This window comes from Shinella daejeonensis (assembly GCF_024281235.1).
Lineage (GTDB): Bacteria > Pseudomonadota > Alphaproteobacteria > Rhizobiales > Rhizobiaceae > Shinella > Shinella daejeonensis.
The window spans coordinates 17,629-34,526 of the sequence record NZ_JAHWXY010000012.1; the positions used below are offsets into that span (position 1 = coordinate 17,629).

Below are 16,898 nucleotides of genomic sequence, written 5' to 3' on the forward strand. Positions count from 1 at the left end.
TTCCGGGAACGGCACGCCGCCGCGACAGGCCGTCGGCGGCGGGACATGCAGCCAGACAGGCCGTCGATGTCGTGGAACCCCCACGGCAACCTATCGCGGCTTGCCCGATGGAACAAGCGCGCCGCATGCCGGCGGAAGACGGTTCCGCCGGCGGTCAACTCATCCAGTTGCCGCCGTCGACATTGAGCGTCTGGGCGACGACATAGGCGGAATCGTCCGAGGCGAGGAAAACGGCCGGGCCGACGAAGTCCGAGGTCAATCCCATGCGCCCGAAGGGAACGGCCTTGCCGACACGTTTCTTCTTCTCACCCGGCGGCAACCCTTCGTATTTCGCAAAAAGCGCGTCGACCCGGTCCCACATCGGCGTATCGATGACCCCCGGCGCGATCGCGTTCACCCGGATGCCATCGCGGATCAGTTCGAGCGCCATCGACTGCGTGATGCTGATGACCGCCGCCTTCGCCGCGCAATAGAGGATGACGTTGGCTTCGCCGCGCCGGCCCGCCTGCGAGGACATATTGATCACCACGCCGCCCTGCCCGCGGGCGCGCATCCGCTCCGCGACCGCCTGGGTCATGAAGATCAGGCCGCCGACATTGACGTCGAACTGGCGGCGATACATCTCGACGGTGATCTCGTCGAGCGGAGCCATGTCGAACACGCCCGCATTGTTCACGAGAATATCGATCCGTCCGAAGTGCGCCTCCGCCGCGTCGACGGCCCGGCCGATGGACTCCCTGTCCCGCACGTCGAGCGACAGGGCCAGCGCCTTCTCTCCGAGCGCGGAGGCCAGCGCCAGGCCCGCCTCCTTCTCGACGTCGGCGATCACCACATTGGCACCCTCTGCCGCATAGGCCCTGACGATCGCCTCGCCGATGCCTCTGGCGCCGCCCGTGACGATGGCCACCTTCCCCTCAAGCTTCATGTGCCGCTCCCGCGCTGGTCTGTCGATGACGCCATTTCTAATCCTCGCGAATCGACCGGTCAACGACAAATGTCTAATTGATTTATCATATGTTGCACACTAAACTCCCTTGCGCCGCCCGCCCATCGTCTTGACGACGAAGCGTCGGGCGGCCGGATCCCCCGTTACCAACCCGTTTTCCCCGAGGAGGAGAATGCATGTCCATCAGCAACGCCCTGTCGCCTTTCCGAAAAGACCTGTTCCAGGGCAAGACCGTGCTCGTCTCCGGCGCCACGAGCGGTATCGGCATCGAGCTTGCACGGGGGTTTGCGGCCCTGTCCGCCACCGTCATCGCGACCGGAACGTCTAGGGAGAAGCTGGATCGCGAGAGCGGCCGGCCGGAAAATGCCGGGATCGAATTCCGCCAACTGGACGTGCGCGACGAAAGCACCGTGAATGCGCTCATGTCGGACCTCGACCGTCTCGACGTGCTGGTGAATTGCGCCGGCATCAGCCATGGAGGCGCCGAACTCGACGACATGACCAGATTCGCCGATGTGATCGACGTAAACCTCGTCGCCATGATGCGCATGGCGCAGGCCGGCCGCAAGCTGTTGTCCGCCTCCCGGGGAACGATCATCAACATCTCGTCGATGCTGAGCTACCTCGTCGAGGGGAAATCCAACGTGGTGGGCTATACCGCCAGCAAGACGGGCGTGCTCGGGCTGACGCGGGCTCTTGCGCATTCCTACGGGCAGGACGGCATCCGCGTGAACGCGATCTCGCCGGGATACCACAAGACGGACATGACGAAGCCGCTGTGGAGCAGGCCGGAAAGCGAGGCGCTGGTCGCCGGCCGAACGGCGCTCCAGCGCTGGGGCACCACCGCCGATCTGGTTGGTTATGCGGTGTTTCTCGCTTCGCCGGCGGCGGAATATATCACGGCGACCGATCTTCCAGTCGATGGCGGCTACGTCGTCGGCAATGTCGTCTTCTGACCCGGCGAAGGAAACCGGCCGGGTCATGGCCCGGCCGGTTCCGATCCACAAGCGACCCGATATCAGGTGCGCGCGCCGGCCACCCGGTAGCGGTCGAGGGCCACCGCGCCGATGATGACGAACCCCTTGATGATGAACTGCCAGATATCGCTGACGCCGGTCAGGATGAGACCGTTGGACAGGGCGGCGATGATCATCGCCCCGACGAGCGTTCCCCAGATCGAGCCCACGCCTCCGACAAAGCTCGTGCCGCCGAGGATGACGGCAGCGATCGCGTCCAGTTCGTAGGACTGGCCCAGTTGAAGGCCGTTGGCGGCGTAGAGCCTGGCCGCCGACATCGCCCCGCCAAGGCCGGCAAGCAGGCCGGAAACGCCGTAAACGAAAAGCAGGACCCACCAGACCTTGATGCCGGATAGCCGCGCGGCATCCGGATTTCCCCCCACCGCATAGATCCGCACGCCAAGCACGGTCCGCCGCAGGACGATCCAGGACACGACGACCGTCGCCAGCGCGATGACCATGAGCCACGGCACGCCGAACAGTGTCCCGTTGCCGATGAACGCGAACGAAAGGTCCGAGTTGAAGACGGTGTTATCACTGCCGAGGAAACGGGCGAAACCTCGCACCGCCGTCATCGAACCCAGCGTAACGATGAACGGAGGGAGCTTCGCGAAGGCGATCAGCGCGCCATTGACCGCGCCGAGCGCCAGACCGATCAGCAGGGCCGCCGGCAATCCCAGATGCTCCAGGCCGGGCATCAGCGACACCAGCAGGGCGGACATGGCCGATGCGGCGAGGATGGAGCCGACGGAAAGATCGATGCCGCCGGTCAGAATGACGAATGTCATGCCTGCGGCGAGCACCGTGTTGATCGAGGCCTGCTGGGCGACGATGGACAGGTTTCCGATGGAAAGAAACCGGCCGGCCGCCCATGACAGCTCGCCCGTCTCCACATAGGAAGAGAGCACCTGGAAGAGCAATACGATCAGGATAAGGACGGGAAGCATGCCCGCCGCCTGGATCGTCGCCCCGACCGAGCGCTTCCGGATTTCAATCTGTTGTGTCGAAGTGTCTAGCGGTGTCATGTCGTTCCCATCGGATATGAATTCAGGCTAGCCTCATGATCGAGGTCCGGCGGCAAGTTCAGGCGGCGGTGGCGATCGCCATGATGTTTTCCTGCGTGATTTCGGAGCCCTTGAGCGACCCGGCGACGCGCCCCTCGCGCATGACGATCACGCGGTCGCAAATCCCCACGATTTCCGCCAGTTCGGAGGAGATGACGGCCACCGCCATTCCCGATTTCGCGACTTCGTCGATAAGCTTGTAGATTTCGGACTTGGCGCCGATATCCACGCCGCGCGTCGGCTCATCGAGGATCAGGAAGCGCGGGCCCGTTTCGAGCAGGCGCGCCAGAAGGACCTTCTGCTGGTTTCCGCCCGACAGGCCGCCGACGGCGGCATCGGAAGAGGCCGCCTTGATGTTGAGGGCGGCCGTCGCCTTCCGGCTGCGCCGGCGCGCCATGATCCGATCGAGGAATCCGAATTTCGAATCCTTCTCGATCACCCCGAGATTGAGATTCTCCGAGACGCTCATGTCGAGGAACAGGCCAAGCTGCTTTCTATCCTCGGTGAGATAGGCGATGCCGGCTTTCTGCGCGTCGAGAGGGGTACGGATATCGAGTGCCCGGCCCTCCAGTTCTATGGTTCCGCCCGCGCGGTGGTCGGCGCCATAGACGAGGCGGGCAAGTTCCGTCCGTCCCGCCCCGACCAGCCCGGCGATACCAAGCACTTCGCCATGGTGAACATCGAAGCTGCATCCATGGATCCGCCGTCCGTCGCCGACATCGCGGACGCGGACCGCAACCGTTCCCGGCCCCCCGCCGACGGAATGGGCCTTCTTGTAGAAAGAGCCGAGGTCGCGGCCGACCATCATCCGCACGACCGTTTCAGGCGCGATTTCCGGGCGATCGAGCGTTCCGACATACGCACCGTCCCGCAGGACCGAGACCCGGTCGGCGAGTTCGTAGACTTCGCTCATGCGATGGCTGATATATACGATCGCCATGCCCTCGGAGCGCAACTGACGCATCAGCTGGAACAACCGCTCCGTCTCCCGCTCCGACAGCGTGGTGGTCGGTTCGTCCATCACCAGTATCCGGCATTTGAAGTTCAGCGCGCGGGCGATCTCCACGAGTTGCCGCTCGGCGATCGAAAGCCGGGCGACCTTGTCACGGGGACCGAAGCTCGCGTTGAGCCGCCTCAGGATGTCGGCAGCCCCCGCTTCCATCGCCGAACGGCTGACGAAGCGATTTCGCGCGATCTCCCGGCCGAGATAGATGTTCTCGGCAACGGTCAGGTTGGGCGCCAGCGACAGCTCCTGGTAGATGATGGAGATGCCGAGGGTCTGGGCCGACTGGGGACCGGTGATCGAAACGCGGTTTCGGTCGATGAAGATCGCGGAACCCGGATCGGGCAGATAGGCTCCCGACAGGATTTTCATGAGCGTGGACTTGCCCGCTCCATTTTCCCCCATGAGGGCATGGATTTCCCCCAGGCGAACATCGAGCGAGACATTCGACAATGCCTGTATTCGCCCAAAGGTCTTGGAGACATTCTCCATCCGCAGATATGCGGTGTCGGCAGTGGTCATCGGGATCACCTTGTCAGATAAGGCTTCTATCGGGCTTCGCGGCTTTCCGTTCCGCGACGGAACCCGGCGGCCAGCGCCTCCCGGCCTTTCGATGCGACACGAAAAACAGATGCGGATGTCATAGGCGCTCACTCCTCCAGCGACACGACGCAGGACCCCGCCTCTCATCCCGCCATCAGTCCTCCCCGATAGCGGATCCTTGAGGCCGGCCCTTCGCCCGATGACGAAACTATCCGTCAGCGGCAATCACTGTCAACGACTTTTGATGAATAGATTTTACAAAAGTTGCATTTCACGCAATTCATCAATTGAAACATTTGTCGATTAGATTACGCATATGTCTTGACTCTCTGTGACCAGCGCCCATAGCTTGCGCACGGGAGTCCGGACAGGCCGCATCCTGCGGGCCTGCCAAGCCAGGAGGAGCCAGCCCATGAAACTGAAATTGCTTTTCGCCGCAGCGCTCGCAGCCACCGCCATCGTCTCGCCAGCGCATGCGAAGACCCTGTCCAAGATCGGCGTTTCCGTCGGCTCGCTGGGCAATCCCTTCTTCACCGCCATTTCCCGTGGCGTCGAAACGGAAGCGAAAAAGATCAACCCGGACGTCAAGGTCACCGTGGTCGCCTCCGACTACGACCTGTCGAAGCAGATGCAGCAGATCGACAGCTTCGTGGCGGCGGGTGTCGATTTCATCGTTCTTGACGCGGTCGATCCGCGCGCCCTTGGCGCCGCCATCAAGCGCGCCCAGGCGGCCGGCATCTTCGTCGTCGGCGTCGACGAGGAAGCGGAAGGCGAAGACGCCATCTTCATGACGGACAATGTCGCAGCCGGAGAAATGTCCTGCCAGTACATCGTCGACCGGCTCAACGGCGAAGGCAATGTGGTGATCATCAACGGTCCGCAGGTTTCGTCCGTCGTCGCCCGGATCAAGGGCTGCAACCAGGCATTCGAGAAAGCCCCCGGCATCAAGGTGCTTTCCAGCGATCAGGACGGAAAGGGATCGCGCGACGGCGGCCTTGCGGTCATGCAGGCCCTCATGGTGCGCTTCCCGAAGATCGACGCGGTTTTCGGCATCAACGACCCCTCCTCGATCGGCGCCTCGCTGGCGATGCGGCAGGTCAATCGCGACGACTTCTTCATCACCAGCGTCGACGGCTCCCCCGACGTCGAGGAGGCGATCAAGGACCCGGCCACGAAGATCCACGCCTCGGCATCCCAGGACCCTTACGAAATGGCGGTGCGGGCCGTGCGGGCAGGAAACGACCTGTTGAACGGCAAGCAGCCGGAACAGGTGAAGACACTGCTCACACCGGTTCTCATCACCCCGGACAATGTGTCCGGTCACAAGGGCTGGAACGCCGCCGAGTAACCGCTTCCGCCGGCGGGGGAAGGCCCCGCCGGCACCCCTTGCGGCCGCAAGCCGGCGCGGCCCCTTCACCCGGCCCACCGGCCGGTCTGCCCGCCACTGTTGCAAATCCGCAAGATTTCCCGCGCTTCGATCCCGCAAGCCGGCAAAGATCGGCGCAAGCCGATTCCCCTTTCCGGCGGGCTGCGCTATGGCCTTTGCGAACCCGGCGCAAGGCATTTCCCCGCCGCCGCATCGAAGCCCGAGGATAAGACGTCCATGAAGTCCCGCATTGCAATCCTGGCAGGCCTCGCGCTTGCCGCCGCAGGCTGCACCACCGCCTCCGTTGCCTCCAATCCGCTCCAGGCGCGCTGGAACGGCAAGACGGCCGGCAGTTTCTTCGCCGCCTATGGTCCGCCGCTGTCGGACATGGAAGGCCCCGGCGGGACGACGCTCTACAAATGGCGCGGGGGCTATGCCAAGGGCCGCTCCTGCCAGGTGGACCTCACCGTCGACGGCGACTATCGCATTCGCACCATCCGCGCGGCCGTCGACCGCCCGGACCCCAAAGGCGGCCCCTCCCATTGCGAGAAAGTGCTGGACGCCGCCGGCTGACCGGACATGCCGCACGAAAGACGCAGGACCGCGCCAATCCGCGCGGTCTTTTCATTTGCGCCACGGCCGGACGGGCGGCAGGCAAGCGCAAAGACAATATTCCGGCGGGGAAAACGGATGGCTGGGGCGCCTGGATTCGAACCAGGGAATGGCGGTACCAAAAACCGCTGCCTTACCGCTTGGCTACGCCCCAACGCGGCGCGGGCGGCGCGAGCGGCCCGGGCGGGAAGCTGATAGCAAAGCCGAACGCATCGGACAACGGCTAAGTTACCCCCTCTAACGATTCCGGTTCTCACAGAAGCGGTAGAACCGCCCTATCTATTTGTTTTTGCTTTATTTTCGGAAGAAAAACCGCTGCACACTTTTGCTGGAAATGCTCTCGGACACAGTCTTCCACAGGCGCCGGCCCTTGCGGCAATGTCTGCGGACGCCGGAACGGCGGCCGGGACGTCTGGCGGGCGCCGCCCCGCTTTCCGGCCGCTCCCTCTTTGGCATGCGAGTTCCGACAAATGCGCTTGGCAGGCGGGAACGGCGCCGATAGGGTCCCGTGAAACCGGCCATCGTGGCCGGAACCATCCTCCAGGAGCCTGCCATGCCCCCGTTTCGCGCGCGTCCGCCAGCCGTTTCCACCGTCCTTCTCGACGATGCGATGGTGCGCGTGACGCGCTGGGATTTCGAGCCGGGGGCCGACACCGGCCATCACGTCCACGGCCTGGGCTATGTCGTCGTGCCGATGACGGATTGCGAGTTCCTCATCGAGGAGGAAACGGGCGAAAGGCGGGTGCATACGAAGGCCGGCGCGGTCTACCGGCGAGAGGCCGGCGTGGCGCATAACGTCGTCAACGGCGGCAAACAGCCGATGAGCTTCATCGAAATCGAATACAAGTGAGCCGGCCGTGAGCGACGACAGCGAAAACAGACCGCATTTCGACCTCGACTTCCGCCCGGCCCATGGCGAGAGCGTGCCGGTGGCCCCGAACGTCGAGCGCATCACGGTCAACAACCCCGGCCCCTTCACCTTCCATGGCACCAACAGCTATATCGTCGGCGACCGGTCCGTGGCGGTCATCGACCCCGGGCCGGAGGACGACGCGCATTTTTCCGCGCTGATGGCGGCGCTTGCGGGCCGCGAGGTCACCCATATCCTCGTCAGCCATACCCATCGCGACCATGCGCCGCTCGCCCGCCGGCTCAAGGCGGAGACCGGCGCGCTGATCGTCGCCGAAGGTCCCCATCGCGCATCGCGCGAATTGCATGCCGGCGAGACGAACCCGTTTGCCGAAAGCTCCGATACCGGCTTTTCTCCCGACCGGGCGATCCGCCATGGCGAAAAGGTGGAAGGCGACGGCTGGGCGATGACGGCGCTGCTGACGCCCGGCCATACCGCCAATCACGCCGCCTTCGCCCTCGACGGGCCGGAGGGCATCCTGTTTTCCGCCGATCACGTCATGGCCTGGGCGACGACGATCGTCGCCCCGCCGGACGGCTCGATGGCGGACTATATGGCCTCTCTCGACATGCTGCTCCTGCGTGACGACCGCCTGTATCTTCCCGGTCACGGCGGGCCGGTGCGCCAGCCGTCCGCTTTCCTGCGCGGACTGCGCACCCACCGGCGCATGCGCGAACGGGCGGTGCGCGAGCGCATCCGCGCCGGCGACCGGAAGATCCCCGACATGGTGCGGGCCATCTACCGCGACACGGACCCGCGCCTGCATGGGGCGGCCGCCCTTTCGGTGCTCGCGCATCTGGAGGATCTCGTCGCCCGCGGCGACGTCGTGACCGAGGGGCCGCCCGCGCTCGGCGGGCTCTATTTCCCCGCAGCCGGCGGCTGATCAGCCGCCGGCGATGCCCAGAAGCTCGGCGTCGAGCGCCTTCAGATAATCCTCGACGAACGCATCGCCGAGGCCAAGGTCATGCGGACCGTAGCGGGAGGCCGCGCGCATATCGACCAGCGTCGTCTCCGCCTCTTCCCGGAGGCGGATGACGAGATCGAAGCGGAAGCCGGCGACAGGCGAGCGCCATTCCCCCTGGAGGAGAACGTCGTTCGGGCCTTCGACCCGGGGGCCGAGCGGCATCTCCAGCGGGCGCGCCTCCGGGATCGGCACCTCCGCCAGCAGATCCGCACCGGGGCGGACCTCGCCCGACGGCACGACGAGGTCCTCCAGATCGGTCAGGATATTGTCGAGCCCTTCCTCGCGGGCGATCGTGACGCCATAGGCGGCGGCGACCTTGCGCACCCCCTGGTAGACGCGGTCGAGCGCGCCATCATAGCGCCGGCCGGCCAGCCCCGGATAGGCCGCCGCCTGCACGGCGCGGTCGCGCGCGGTCACCGCATGGCGCGGCGGCAGCCAGTCCTGATCGGCGGCGGGCTCCTGAAGCCAGCGGGGCGGCGCGGCGACGTCCGTCGTCACATCGTAGAGCGGCGGGCGCTGCTGATAGGCCAGCGTGAAAATTCCGGTGGCGCCGAGCGGCAGCAGCGACAATAGCAGCGCGGTAAAGGCCGCCTTGCCGCCGCGCGCGCCGACCTGCCACAGCTGCACCAGCCCGATCACGGCCAGCAGCGCCGCGACGGCGGCCAAACCGGCGGAAAACAGCGCAAGCGCCAGGAAATGCGGCGTCGTCAGCGGCCCGAAGCGATGCGAGAGGCCTGCCGCAAGAAAGAGCAGGCAGGCGATCAGCGCCATCCGGCGCGACCAATGCGCCGCGTGGGAAAAGGGCCTTTCGTACCGGATGGTGATCGTCATCGCCTCGCCGTCCTTCCCGCCTCCGTTTCCTTGTTTTACGCCATTCCGGACGGAAAGCCGCTTCGCACTTTTCCTGGAATTGCTTTAGCGCAGGATGGCGCGCATTTCCATCCGGCCGACGCCGGCCCCCTCCTTCATGCGCCCGCCGAAGGCCGCCCTTCGGCGCTTCTGCGACCGGTTGCCGCAAAAATGCCATGCTCGTTAACAAATCTTTCCGAATCCGGGGGACAAAAAGGAGACGAAGATGTTGCAGCCGCAAGACGCTTCCGACCAGCACGCCCCGGCGACGACAGCGGCCGCCGGCCGCGAAGCGGCCCTGCCGCTCGATCTGGTCGAACTGGAACTGGCGCTGGACGGTCTCGACCCCGGCGAAAGCGATTTTGCCGAAATCCTGCGCGTGGCCGCAAAGCGTCTTAACGGCGAGTTCCTGTTCGAACTGCCCGCCTCCGATCTTGCCGACAATTGCACCCGGATCGCCGCCTTGCGCGTACCCGATCCGCAGTCGGAGGACGCGCGGGTGGTGCTCGCCCTGCTCGACGCCGAAGGCCGGACGATCCGGGTCGAATATCCCGACGAGCGCACGGAAGGACTGAAACGGTTCGCGCAGGCCTTTATCGGCCTTCTGGAGCGCCTCTAGAGCATTTCCAGCAAAAGTGTGAAACGGTTTTGCGTCCGGAAATGCGGCTAGAATAAAGAGATAGAGCAATTCCTTGCCGAACGGGCGGCGCTCCTCTATTTCAATGCGCATCCTTCCTCATCCGGGGCACGATCATGACCATCCTTCGCATCACCGCCTTCGCCCTTGTCGCCCTGCTTGCGGCCGGCTGCCAGAGCGTTGCCGAGCGTCGGGCCGCAGACGAGGAGAAATGCCTCTCCTACGGTTTCCGGCAGGGCACCACGGCCTTCGCGGAATGCCTCCAGCGCATCGACCTCAACCGGTCCGCCAATGTCCGCAGCATGCGCTACTACGACACGCATCTGGCCTTTGGCCATGAGCCGAGGGTCTACGTGGTGCGGGAGCGCGAAAGGCGGCGCGACACCCACCGCCCCCGCGATTGCAAGGTCAGGCCCTGCCGTTGAAAGCCGCCTGCGCCGCCGCGAGCCGGGCGATCGGCACGCGGAAAGGCGAACAGGACACATAGTCCAGTCCCGCATCCTCGCAGAAGCGGATCGAGGCGGGATCGCCGCCATGCTCACCGCAGATGCCGAGCTTGAGATCGTCCCGCGTCCTGCGGCCGCGTTCGGCGGCGATGCGGATCAACTCCCCGACACCGTCGAAATCCAGCTGCACGAACGGGTCCTGCTCGACAATTCCCTTCTGGATATAGGTCGTCAGGAAGGCCGAGGCGTCGTCGCGCGAAATGCCGAAGGTGGTCTGCGTCAGGTCGTTGGTGCCGAAGGAGAAGAATTCCGCCGATTCGGCGATGACATGGGCGCGCAACGCCGCGCGCGGCAGTTCGATCATCGTGCCGACGAGATAGTCGATCGTCACGCCCGTCCCGGCGACGACAGAGCGGGCGACGGCGTCGATGCGCGCCTTCACATAATCCAGCTCCTCCTTGAGCCCGACCAGCGGCACCATGATTTCCGGCACCACGGCAGCGCCGGTCTTGCGCGCGGCGACGGCCGCCGCCTCGAAGATCGCGCGGGCCTGCATCTCGGCGATCTCGGGATAGGAGATCGCCAGACGGCAACCGCGATGGCCGAGCATCGGATTGAACTCGTGCAGCGCGTCGACGCGCTGGCGCAACGCCGCCTCGTCGATCGAAAGCGCGGCGGCGACCTCGACGATCTCCGCGTCCGTCTTGGGCAGGAATTCATGCAGCGGCGGATCGAGCAGGCGGATCGTCACCGGCAGGCCGTGCATGATCTCGAAGAGTTCCGAAAAATCCGCGCATTGCATGGGCAGCAGCTTCTGGAGCGCCGCCCGGCGCCCCGCTTCGTCTCCGGCGAGGATCATCTCACGCATGACATTGATGCGGCTGCCTTCGAAGAACATATGCTCGGTGCGGCAAAGGCCGATGCCTTCCGCGCCGAAGGCACGGGCGGCGCGCGCATCCGCCGGCGTCTCGGCATTGGTGCGCACCTTCATGCGCCGCGTCCGGTCGGCCCACTCCATGATGCGGCCGAAATCGCCGGAAAGCTCGGGCTGAAGCATCGGGATCTCGCCCTTCAGCACCTGGCCGGAAGAGCCGTCGATGGTGATGACATCGCCCGCCTTCAGCGTCAGTCCCTGGGCGATCAGCAGATGATCGCGCAGATCGACGCGCAGGGTTCCCGCGCCGGAGACGCAAGGGATGCCCATGCCGCGCGCGACGACGGCGGCGTGGCTGGTCATGCCGCCGCGGGTCGTCAGGATGCCCTCGGCGGCATGCATGCCGTGAATATCCTCCGGGCTGGTCTCGACGCGCACGAGGATGACCTTCCGTCCCTCCCCTTCCGCCTGCACGGCTTCTTCCGAGGTGAAGACGATTTCGCCTGTCGCGGCACCCGGCGAGGCGGGCAGACCCGAGCCGATCACCTGACGGCTGGCGCGCGGATCGATGGTCGGATGGAGGAGCTGGTCGAGGGAGGCGGGATCGATGCGCGATACGGCCTCGCCCTCGCTGATCAGTCCCTCGTCGGCCATATCGACCGCGATCTTCAGCGCGGCCCGGGCGGTGCGCTTGCCGGAGCGGGTCTGAAGCATCCACAGCTTGCCGCGCTCAATGGTGAATTCCAGATCCTGCATGTCGCGATAGTGCCGTTCAAGCCGGTCGCAGATCGCGCAGAACTCGGCGAAGGCCTCCGGCATCAGCTTTTCCAGCGACGGCCGGTCGGAGCCGGAGGAAAGGCGCGCCACCTCGGTAATATTCTGCGGCGTGCGGATGCCGGCAACGACATCCTCGCCCTGCGCATTGACGAGGAACTCGCCGTAAAGCGCCTTCTCGCCGGTGGAGGGATTGCGCGTGAAGGCGACACCCGTCGCAGAGGAATTGCCGAGATTGCCGAAGACCATCGCCTGCACGTTGACGGCGGTGCCCCAGACGGCCGGGATATTGTGCAGCATCCGATAGGTGACGGCGCGGGCGTTCATCCAGCTTGCGAAGACCGCGCCGATGGCCCCCCAGAGCTGGACCTCCGGATCCTGCGGGAAGGGTTCGCCCAGTTCCTCGACGATCATCGCCTTGTAGCGGGCGATCACCTCCTGCCATTCGGCGGCGGAAAGCTCGGTGTCGTGCTCATGGCCGAAATGGGCCTTCTCATCCTCGAGGATATCCTCGAAGACCTCATGATCGAGCCCCATGACGACATCGCCATACATCTGGATGAAGCGGCGGTAGCTATCCCAGGCGAAGCGCGCGTCGCCGGCGTCATGGCCGAGCGCCTCGACCGTCCGGTCGTTGAGGCCGAGGTTCAGCACCGTATCCATCATGCCCGGCATGGAAGCGCGCGAGCCGGAGCGGACGGACAAGAGGAGAGGCTTGCCGGTATCGCCGAAGACGCGGCCGGTGATCGCCTCCATCTGGCGCAAGCCCTGCCGGACCTGCTCCTTCAGCCCGTCGGGAAAGGCGCGGCCGTTTTCATAATAATGGTTGCAGGCGGCAGTGACGATGGTGAGGCCCGGCGGCACCGCAAGGCCGAGATTGCACATCTCCGCCAGATTCGCGCCCTTCCCGCCCAGGAGATTGCGCTCGCCCGCGCCTCCCTCGGCACGGCCCGCCCCGAAGGTATAGACCCACTTCTCCATTACCGCCTCCCAAATGCAGCCCGGGAGCCTACAGGAAGTGAAATCCGTTGGAAATCCGCTGACGCAAGAATTTTGCTGCAATGCACCAATTTATTGAGCGCATTGCAGCATCCGGAAGCGTCATCCGCCGCCCGTCAGTTCCCCTCGATGGAAAGCCCGTCCTCGCCGAGGCGGATCTCGACGCCGTCCGGCTTCTTCTCCTGCTGATAGGCATAATAGGAAAACCCGGCGACCACCACGATAAGCGCGCCGATAATCATGTAAAGTGCGTTTCTGTTCACGAAAATCCCCATGTCTCGAAATCCGCCTGTTCGGGCGAACGGCGATGAAACGATTGGCAGCCTGTTTTGTTCCGGTAGCGGGCTCGTATCGGCGTCAAAGCAATTCCGGACGCAAAGCCGGTTCCGGTTTTCGGAACCGCTCTACGACGCCTCGCGCAGGCGCTCGGCCGCCTGGAGATCCACCGATACGAGTTGGGAGACGCCCTGCTCGGCCATGGTGACGCCGAACAGACGGTCCATGCGCGCCATGGTGATGGGGTTATGGGTGATGATGACGAAACGGGTCTCGGTGGAGGCGGCCATCTCGTCCATCAGGTTGCAGAACCGCTCGACGTTGTGATCGTCGAGCGGCGCGTCGACCTCGTCGAGCACGCAAATCGGCGCGGGATTGGTGAGAAAGACGGCGAAGATCAGCGCCATGGCCGTCAGCGCCTGCTCGCCGCCGGACAACAGCGTCATGGTCTGCGGCTTCTTGCCCGGCGGGCGGGCGAGGATTTCGAGGCCGGCATCCAGCGGGTCGTCGCTCTCGATCAGTTGCAGTTCCGCCGTGCCGCCCCCGAAGAGATGGGTGAAAAGACGCTGGAATTGCACGTTGACGACATCGAAGGCGGCCAGCAGCCGCTCGCGCCCCTCGCGATTGAGGCTCTGGATGGCCGAGCGCAGCTTGCGGATCGCCTCGATGATATCCTCCCGCTCGGCAACCAGCGCGGCGAGGCGCTCGGAAAGCTCCTTCTGCTCCTCCTCCGCCCGGAGATTGACCGCGCCGAGACGCTCGCGCTCGATTTTCAGCCGCTCGAGTTCCCGCTCGCGTTCGCGCGGATCGGGAAGCGGCGCGTCGGCCGGGTGATCGGCGAGCCGCAGCGCCTCATGCGGGCCGCAGGCCAAGGCCTCGCGGATGCGCGCCTCGCCCTCCAGCCGCCGTTCGCGGGCCGAAACGAGGCGTTCCTCCGTCCGGCCGCGCGTCTCGCGCGATTCGGCGAGCTGCGACAGCGCCGTCACGGCGACGCGGTCGGCCTCGCGCTGGCGGTTTTCCGCCTCCTGAAGCGCATCGGCGGCCTCCCGCCGGGCGGTTTCGGCATTGGCGAGGCCGGTCAGCAGCGCCTGGCGCTTGTCCTCGATCTCCTCCGGGGCCTCGGCCAGCCGCTCCATCTCGCCGGCGGCTTCCGCCTCGCGCTCGCGAAGCGTCGCTATGTGGCTTTCCGCATTGGCGGCCCGGCTGGTCCAGGTCTCGCGTTCGGCGGAGATCGTCATCAGGCGGCGGCGGCGATCCGCCATCTCGCGGGAAAGCCCGTCATGACCGGCGCGCGCCTCGGCCACCGTCGCCCGGTCGGTCGCAACCTCCATGGCCAGCGCCGCAAGGCGCGTATCGAGATCGGCAAGGTCGGGGCCCTCCTCCAGCGCGGCGCGGGCGTCCTCCAGACCGACGGCGGCCTCCTCCGCCTGCGCCTCGATCTGAATGCGGGTTTCCGACAGGACGGCGCGGCGGCGGATGAGGTCGCCGGAGGCCCGCTCGGCCTCTTCCAGAGCCTCGCGCGCTTCGCCGAGCGCGCGAGCGGCCCCACGCTGGGCCTCGCGCGCGGCCTGCTGACGCTGCATCTCGGCGCGGATCGTCTCGCCGGCGCGGACAAGCCCGGCTTCGGCGGCGGAAAGCGCGCCGCGCGCCTCTTCCAGTTCGGCCTCCAGTTCGCCGAGCCGGTTCTTCTGCTCCAGCCGCAGCGCCGCAGCACTTGGCGCATCGGCGCCGGTGATATGACCGTCCCAGCGGACGACCGCGCCGTCGCGGGTCACCAGCCGCTGGCCGGCTTTCAGTTGCGGCAGAAGGGCAAGCGCTTCCCCGACATCCGCCGCAACGCCGATCTGGGCCAGCCGCCGCCGCAGCACGGCGGGCGCGCGGACATGCTCGATCAGCGCCGTGACGCCCGCCGGCAGGCCGGGATCGCCCGCCCCGTCGCCAGCGAGCCGCCAATGGGCGGGAGCCTCGGGATCGGCGGGCGAGTCGAGATCGTCGCCGAACGCCGCGCCGAGCGCCGTCTCATAGCCGCGATCCACATGCACGTCCTCGACGACGGGCGCGAAGGAGCCACCGGCCGCACCGGCCTCCAGCATGCGGCGGATGGTGCGCGCTTCGGTCTCGATGCCGCCAAGCCGCGCACGCGCGGCGTCGACAGGGCCGCGCAGGGCCGATTCGGCAAAGCGGGCTTCCTCCAGCGCTTCCTCCACGAGGGCCAGCATCTCGCCGGCTTCCTCCAGCGCCGCCCCGGCCGCCTGGACGGCGGCGCGGCGTTCTTCCGGATCGGGAAGCGCGGCGATGCGGACGTCCATCTCCTGAAGTTCGCGGGCCTGCGCATCGAGCTGCTGGCCAAGCCGCAGGCGACGGTCGGAAAGGTCGCGGATCGCCTTTTCAAGCTGGTTGCGAAGCGCCAGCGCCTCGGCGCGCCGGGCGGTGACATCGGCAAGGGCCTGCTCGCTTGCGGCAAGCCTGGCGGCGGCCGCCTCCATCGTCTCCCGCGCGGCCTCGGCGCGCTCGTCGGCCTCGGCGAGGATCTCGCCGATCTCCGCTTCCTCCGCCTCCAGCCGTTCCAGCACGGCGGCATTGTCGGCCACCATGCGCTCTTCGCGGGAAATATCCTCCGCAAGCTGCACCATGCGGCGGGAAAGCTCGTCACGGCGGCGCGCGAGCCGGACGGAATCCTCTTCCAGTTGCGCGCGGGCGATCTGAAGCCGTTGCAGCGCGGCCGCGAGCTTCGCCTCGTTTTCGCGCAATTCCGGCAGCTTGAGGCTGGCGACCGCCTGCTCCTTCGCCGCCTCCATCTGCGCCTGCGCCCGCGCGGCGACGAGGGAGGTCGCGTTGTTGAGCTGGCTTTCGGCCTCCGCCTCCGCCTCCTTCGCCTGCGTCCAGCGGATATGCAGCAGCATCGCCTCATGGCGGCGGATATCGGCCGACAGCATCCTGAAGCGGTTCGCCTGGCGCGACTGCCGTTTCAGGCTCTCGATCTGACTCTCCAGCTGCGAGGTGACGTCATCCAGCCGTTCGAGATTGGTTTCGGCGGCGCGCAGCCGCAGTTCCGCCTCGTGGCGGCGGGAATGCAGGCCGGAGATGCCGGCCGCCTCTTCCAGCAGCTGCCGGCGGGCCTGGGGCTTGGCCTGGATCAGTTCGCCGATGCGCCCCTGCCCGACCATGGAGGGCGAGCGCGCTCCGGTGGAGGCATCGGCGAAGAGAAGCTGCACATCCCTGGCGCGCGCTTCCTTGCCGTTGATGCGGTAGACCGAGCCGTTCTCGCGCTCGATGCGGCGCGTCACCTGGATCTCGTCGGCATCGTTGAAGGCGGCGGGGGCGGTGCGGTCCGAATTGTCGAGATAGAGGCCGACCTCGGCGGTGTTGCGCGCGGGCCGGTTGCCGGAGCCGGAGAAGATGACGTCGTCCATGCCGGACGCGCGCATGTTCTTGTAGGAATTCTCCCCCATCACCCAGCGCAGCGCCTCGACGAGGTTCGACTTGCCGCAGCCGTTCGGACCGACGACGCCGGTCAGCCCCCGTTCGATGGAGAATTCCGTGGGCTCGACGAAGGATTTGAAACCGAGAAGGCGGAGCCTGGTGAACCTCATGGGCCGGCCGGGCGGCCAGCGCCCCC

Annotated in this window: 14 protein-coding genes and 1 tRNA gene; 7 read left to right on the forward strand and 8 right to left on the reverse strand. The window is 66.1% G+C overall.

Annotated features, from left to right (window positions below):
* Positions 1-154 precede the first annotated feature (154 nt).
* A complete protein-coding gene (locus KYK29_RS19595; protein WP_254692588.1) occupies positions 155-925 on the reverse strand; it encodes an L-iditol 2-dehydrogenase in 771 nt (256 codons plus the stop codon).
* 197 nt (positions 926-1,122) lie between these two features.
* On the opposite strand from KYK29_RS19595, the gene KYK29_RS19600 reads away from it, so the two are divergent.
* Positions 1,123-1,902 carry an SDR family NAD(P)-dependent oxidoreductase gene (locus tag KYK29_RS19600; protein ID WP_254692589.1) on the forward strand — a complete coding sequence of 260 codons (780 nt, stop codon included), beginning with the start codon at positions 1,123-1,125 and terminating at the stop codon, positions 1,900-1,902.
* A gap of 62 nt (positions 1,903-1,964) precedes the next feature.
* On the opposite strand, the gene KYK29_RS19605 is transcribed toward KYK29_RS19600, so the two are convergent.
* Both KYK29_RS19605 and KYK29_RS19610 read right to left on the reverse strand, forming a co-directional pair.
* Positions 1,965-2,987 carry an ABC transporter permease subunit gene (locus tag KYK29_RS19605; protein WP_254692590.1) on the reverse strand — a complete coding sequence of 341 codons (1,023 nt, stop codon included), beginning with the start codon at positions 2,985-2,987 and terminating at the stop codon, positions 1,965-1,967.
* A 58-nt stretch (positions 2,988-3,045) separates the two neighbouring features.
* The gene (locus tag KYK29_RS19610) at positions 3,046-4,551 is read right to left on the reverse strand and encodes a sugar ABC transporter ATP-binding protein (RefSeq protein ID WP_254692591.1); all 1,506 of its coding nucleotides are present in this window, start codon (positions 4,549-4,551) and stop codon (positions 3,046-3,048) included.
* Between the two features lie 433 nt (positions 4,552-4,984).
* Between KYK29_RS19610 and KYK29_RS19615 the strand changes: the two genes are divergently transcribed.
* Both KYK29_RS19615 and KYK29_RS19620 read left to right on the forward strand, forming a co-directional pair.
* Positions 4,985-5,920, forward strand: coding sequence for an ABC transporter substrate-binding protein (locus tag KYK29_RS19615; protein ID WP_254692592.1), 936 nt, complete (start codon positions 4,985-4,987; stop codon positions 5,918-5,920).
* Between the two features lie 255 nt (positions 5,921-6,175).
* Positions 6,176-6,511 carry a hypothetical protein gene (locus KYK29_RS19620; protein ID WP_254692593.1) on the forward strand — a complete coding sequence of 112 codons (336 nt, stop codon included), beginning with the start codon at positions 6,176-6,178 and terminating at the stop codon, positions 6,509-6,511.
* Positions 6,512-6,629: 118 nt separating this feature from the next.
* Here KYK29_RS19620 and KYK29_RS19625 read toward each other — a convergent pair.
* Positions 6,630-6,704, reverse strand: a tRNA-Gln gene (locus KYK29_RS19625).
* A gap of 399 nt (positions 6,705-7,103) precedes the next feature.
* On the opposite strand from KYK29_RS19625, the gene KYK29_RS19630 reads away from it, so the two are divergent.
* Together KYK29_RS19630 and KYK29_RS19635 are read left to right on the forward strand one after the other, a co-directional pair.
* Complete coding sequence (locus KYK29_RS19630; RefSeq protein WP_254692594.1) at positions 7,104-7,400, forward strand: cupin domain-containing protein; 297 nt, start codon at positions 7,104-7,106, stop codon at positions 7,398-7,400.
* A gap of 7 nt (positions 7,401-7,407) precedes the next feature.
* A complete protein-coding gene (locus tag KYK29_RS19635; RefSeq protein WP_254692595.1) occupies positions 7,408-8,343 on the forward strand; it encodes an MBL fold metallo-hydrolase in 936 nt (311 codons plus the stop codon).
* Here KYK29_RS19635 and KYK29_RS19640 read toward each other — a convergent pair whose 3' ends face one another.
* Complete coding sequence (locus KYK29_RS19640) at positions 8,344-9,249, reverse strand: DUF1499 domain-containing protein (RefSeq protein WP_254692660.1); 906 nt, start codon at positions 9,247-9,249, stop codon at positions 8,344-8,346. It abuts the gene before it with no gap.
* A gap of 250 nt (positions 9,250-9,499) precedes the next feature.
* Here KYK29_RS19640 and KYK29_RS19645 point away from each other — a divergent pair, with 250 nt between their 5' ends.
* Positions 9,500-9,892, forward strand: a complete 393-nt coding sequence (locus tag KYK29_RS19645) for a hypothetical protein (RefSeq protein WP_254692596.1) — start codon at positions 9,500-9,502, stop codon at positions 9,890-9,892.
* Between the two features lie 134 nt (positions 9,893-10,026).
* The gene (locus KYK29_RS19650; protein ID WP_254692597.1) at positions 10,027-10,335 is read left to right on the forward strand and encodes a hypothetical protein; all 309 of its coding nucleotides are present in this window, start codon (positions 10,027-10,029) and stop codon (positions 10,333-10,335) included.
* Here the strand turns inward: KYK29_RS19650 and ppdK are convergent.
* The 3 genes from ppdK to KYK29_RS19665 all read right to left on the reverse strand — a co-directional run bounded on the left by ppdK (position 10,319) and on the right by KYK29_RS19665 (position 16,872).
* Entirely contained in the window at positions 10,319-12,985 is a 2,667-nt protein-coding gene (gene ppdK, locus KYK29_RS19655; RefSeq protein WP_254692598.1) for a pyruvate, phosphate dikinase, read from the reverse strand. The two genes, KYK29_RS19650 and ppdK, sit on opposite strands and share 17 nt — an antisense overlap.
* A 134-nt stretch (positions 12,986-13,119) precedes the next feature.
* A complete protein-coding gene (locus KYK29_RS19660; protein ID WP_254692599.1) occupies positions 13,120-13,266 on the reverse strand; it encodes a hypothetical protein in 147 nt (48 codons plus the stop codon).
* 141 nt (positions 13,267-13,407) lie between these two features.
* The gene (locus KYK29_RS19665) at positions 13,408-16,872 is read right to left on the reverse strand and encodes a chromosome segregation SMC family protein (protein WP_254692600.1); all 3,465 of its coding nucleotides are present in this window, start codon (positions 16,870-16,872) and stop codon (positions 13,408-13,410) included.
* Positions 16,873-16,898 lie beyond the last annotated feature (26 nt).

Bases quoted from the DNA above. Each gene is read 5' to 3' on its own strand.
- KYK29_RS19600 (WP_254692589.1), top strand. From the start codon at position 1,123: ATGTCCATCAGCAACGCCCTGTCGCCTTTCCGAAAAGACCTGTTCCAG.
- KYK29_RS19650 (WP_254692597.1), top strand. From the start codon at position 10,027: ATGACCATCCTTCGCATCACCGCCTTCGCCCTTGTCGCCCTGCTTGCG.
- KYK29_RS19610 (WP_254692591.1), bottom strand. From the start codon at position 4,551: ATGACCACTGCCGACACCGCATATCTGCGGATGGAGAATGTCTCCAAG.
- KYK29_RS19645 (WP_254692596.1), top strand. From the start codon at position 9,500: ATGTTGCAGCCGCAAGACGCTTCCGACCAGCACGCCCCGGCGACGACA.
- KYK29_RS19665 (WP_254692600.1), bottom strand. From the start codon at position 16,872: ATGAGGTTCACCAGGCTCCGCCTTCTCGGTTTCAAATCCTTCGTCGAG.
- ppdK (WP_254692598.1), bottom strand. From the start codon at position 12,985: ATGGAGAAGTGGGTCTATACCTTCGGGGCGGGCCGTGCCGAGGGAGGC.
- KYK29_RS19615 (WP_254692592.1), top strand. From the start codon at position 4,985: ATGAAACTGAAATTGCTTTTCGCCGCAGCGCTCGCAGCCACCGCCATC.
- KYK29_RS19605 (WP_254692590.1), bottom strand. From the start codon at position 2,987: ATGACACCGCTAGACACTTCGACACAACAGATTGAAATCCGGAAGCGC.
- KYK29_RS19620 (WP_254692593.1), top strand. From the start codon at position 6,176: ATGAAGTCCCGCATTGCAATCCTGGCAGGCCTCGCGCTTGCCGCCGCA.
- KYK29_RS19630 (WP_254692594.1), top strand. From the start codon at position 7,104: ATGCCCCCGTTTCGCGCGCGTCCGCCAGCCGTTTCCACCGTCCTTCTC.
- KYK29_RS19595 (WP_254692588.1), bottom strand. From the start codon at position 925: ATGAAGCTTGAGGGGAAGGTGGCCATCGTCACGGGCGGCGCCAGAGGC.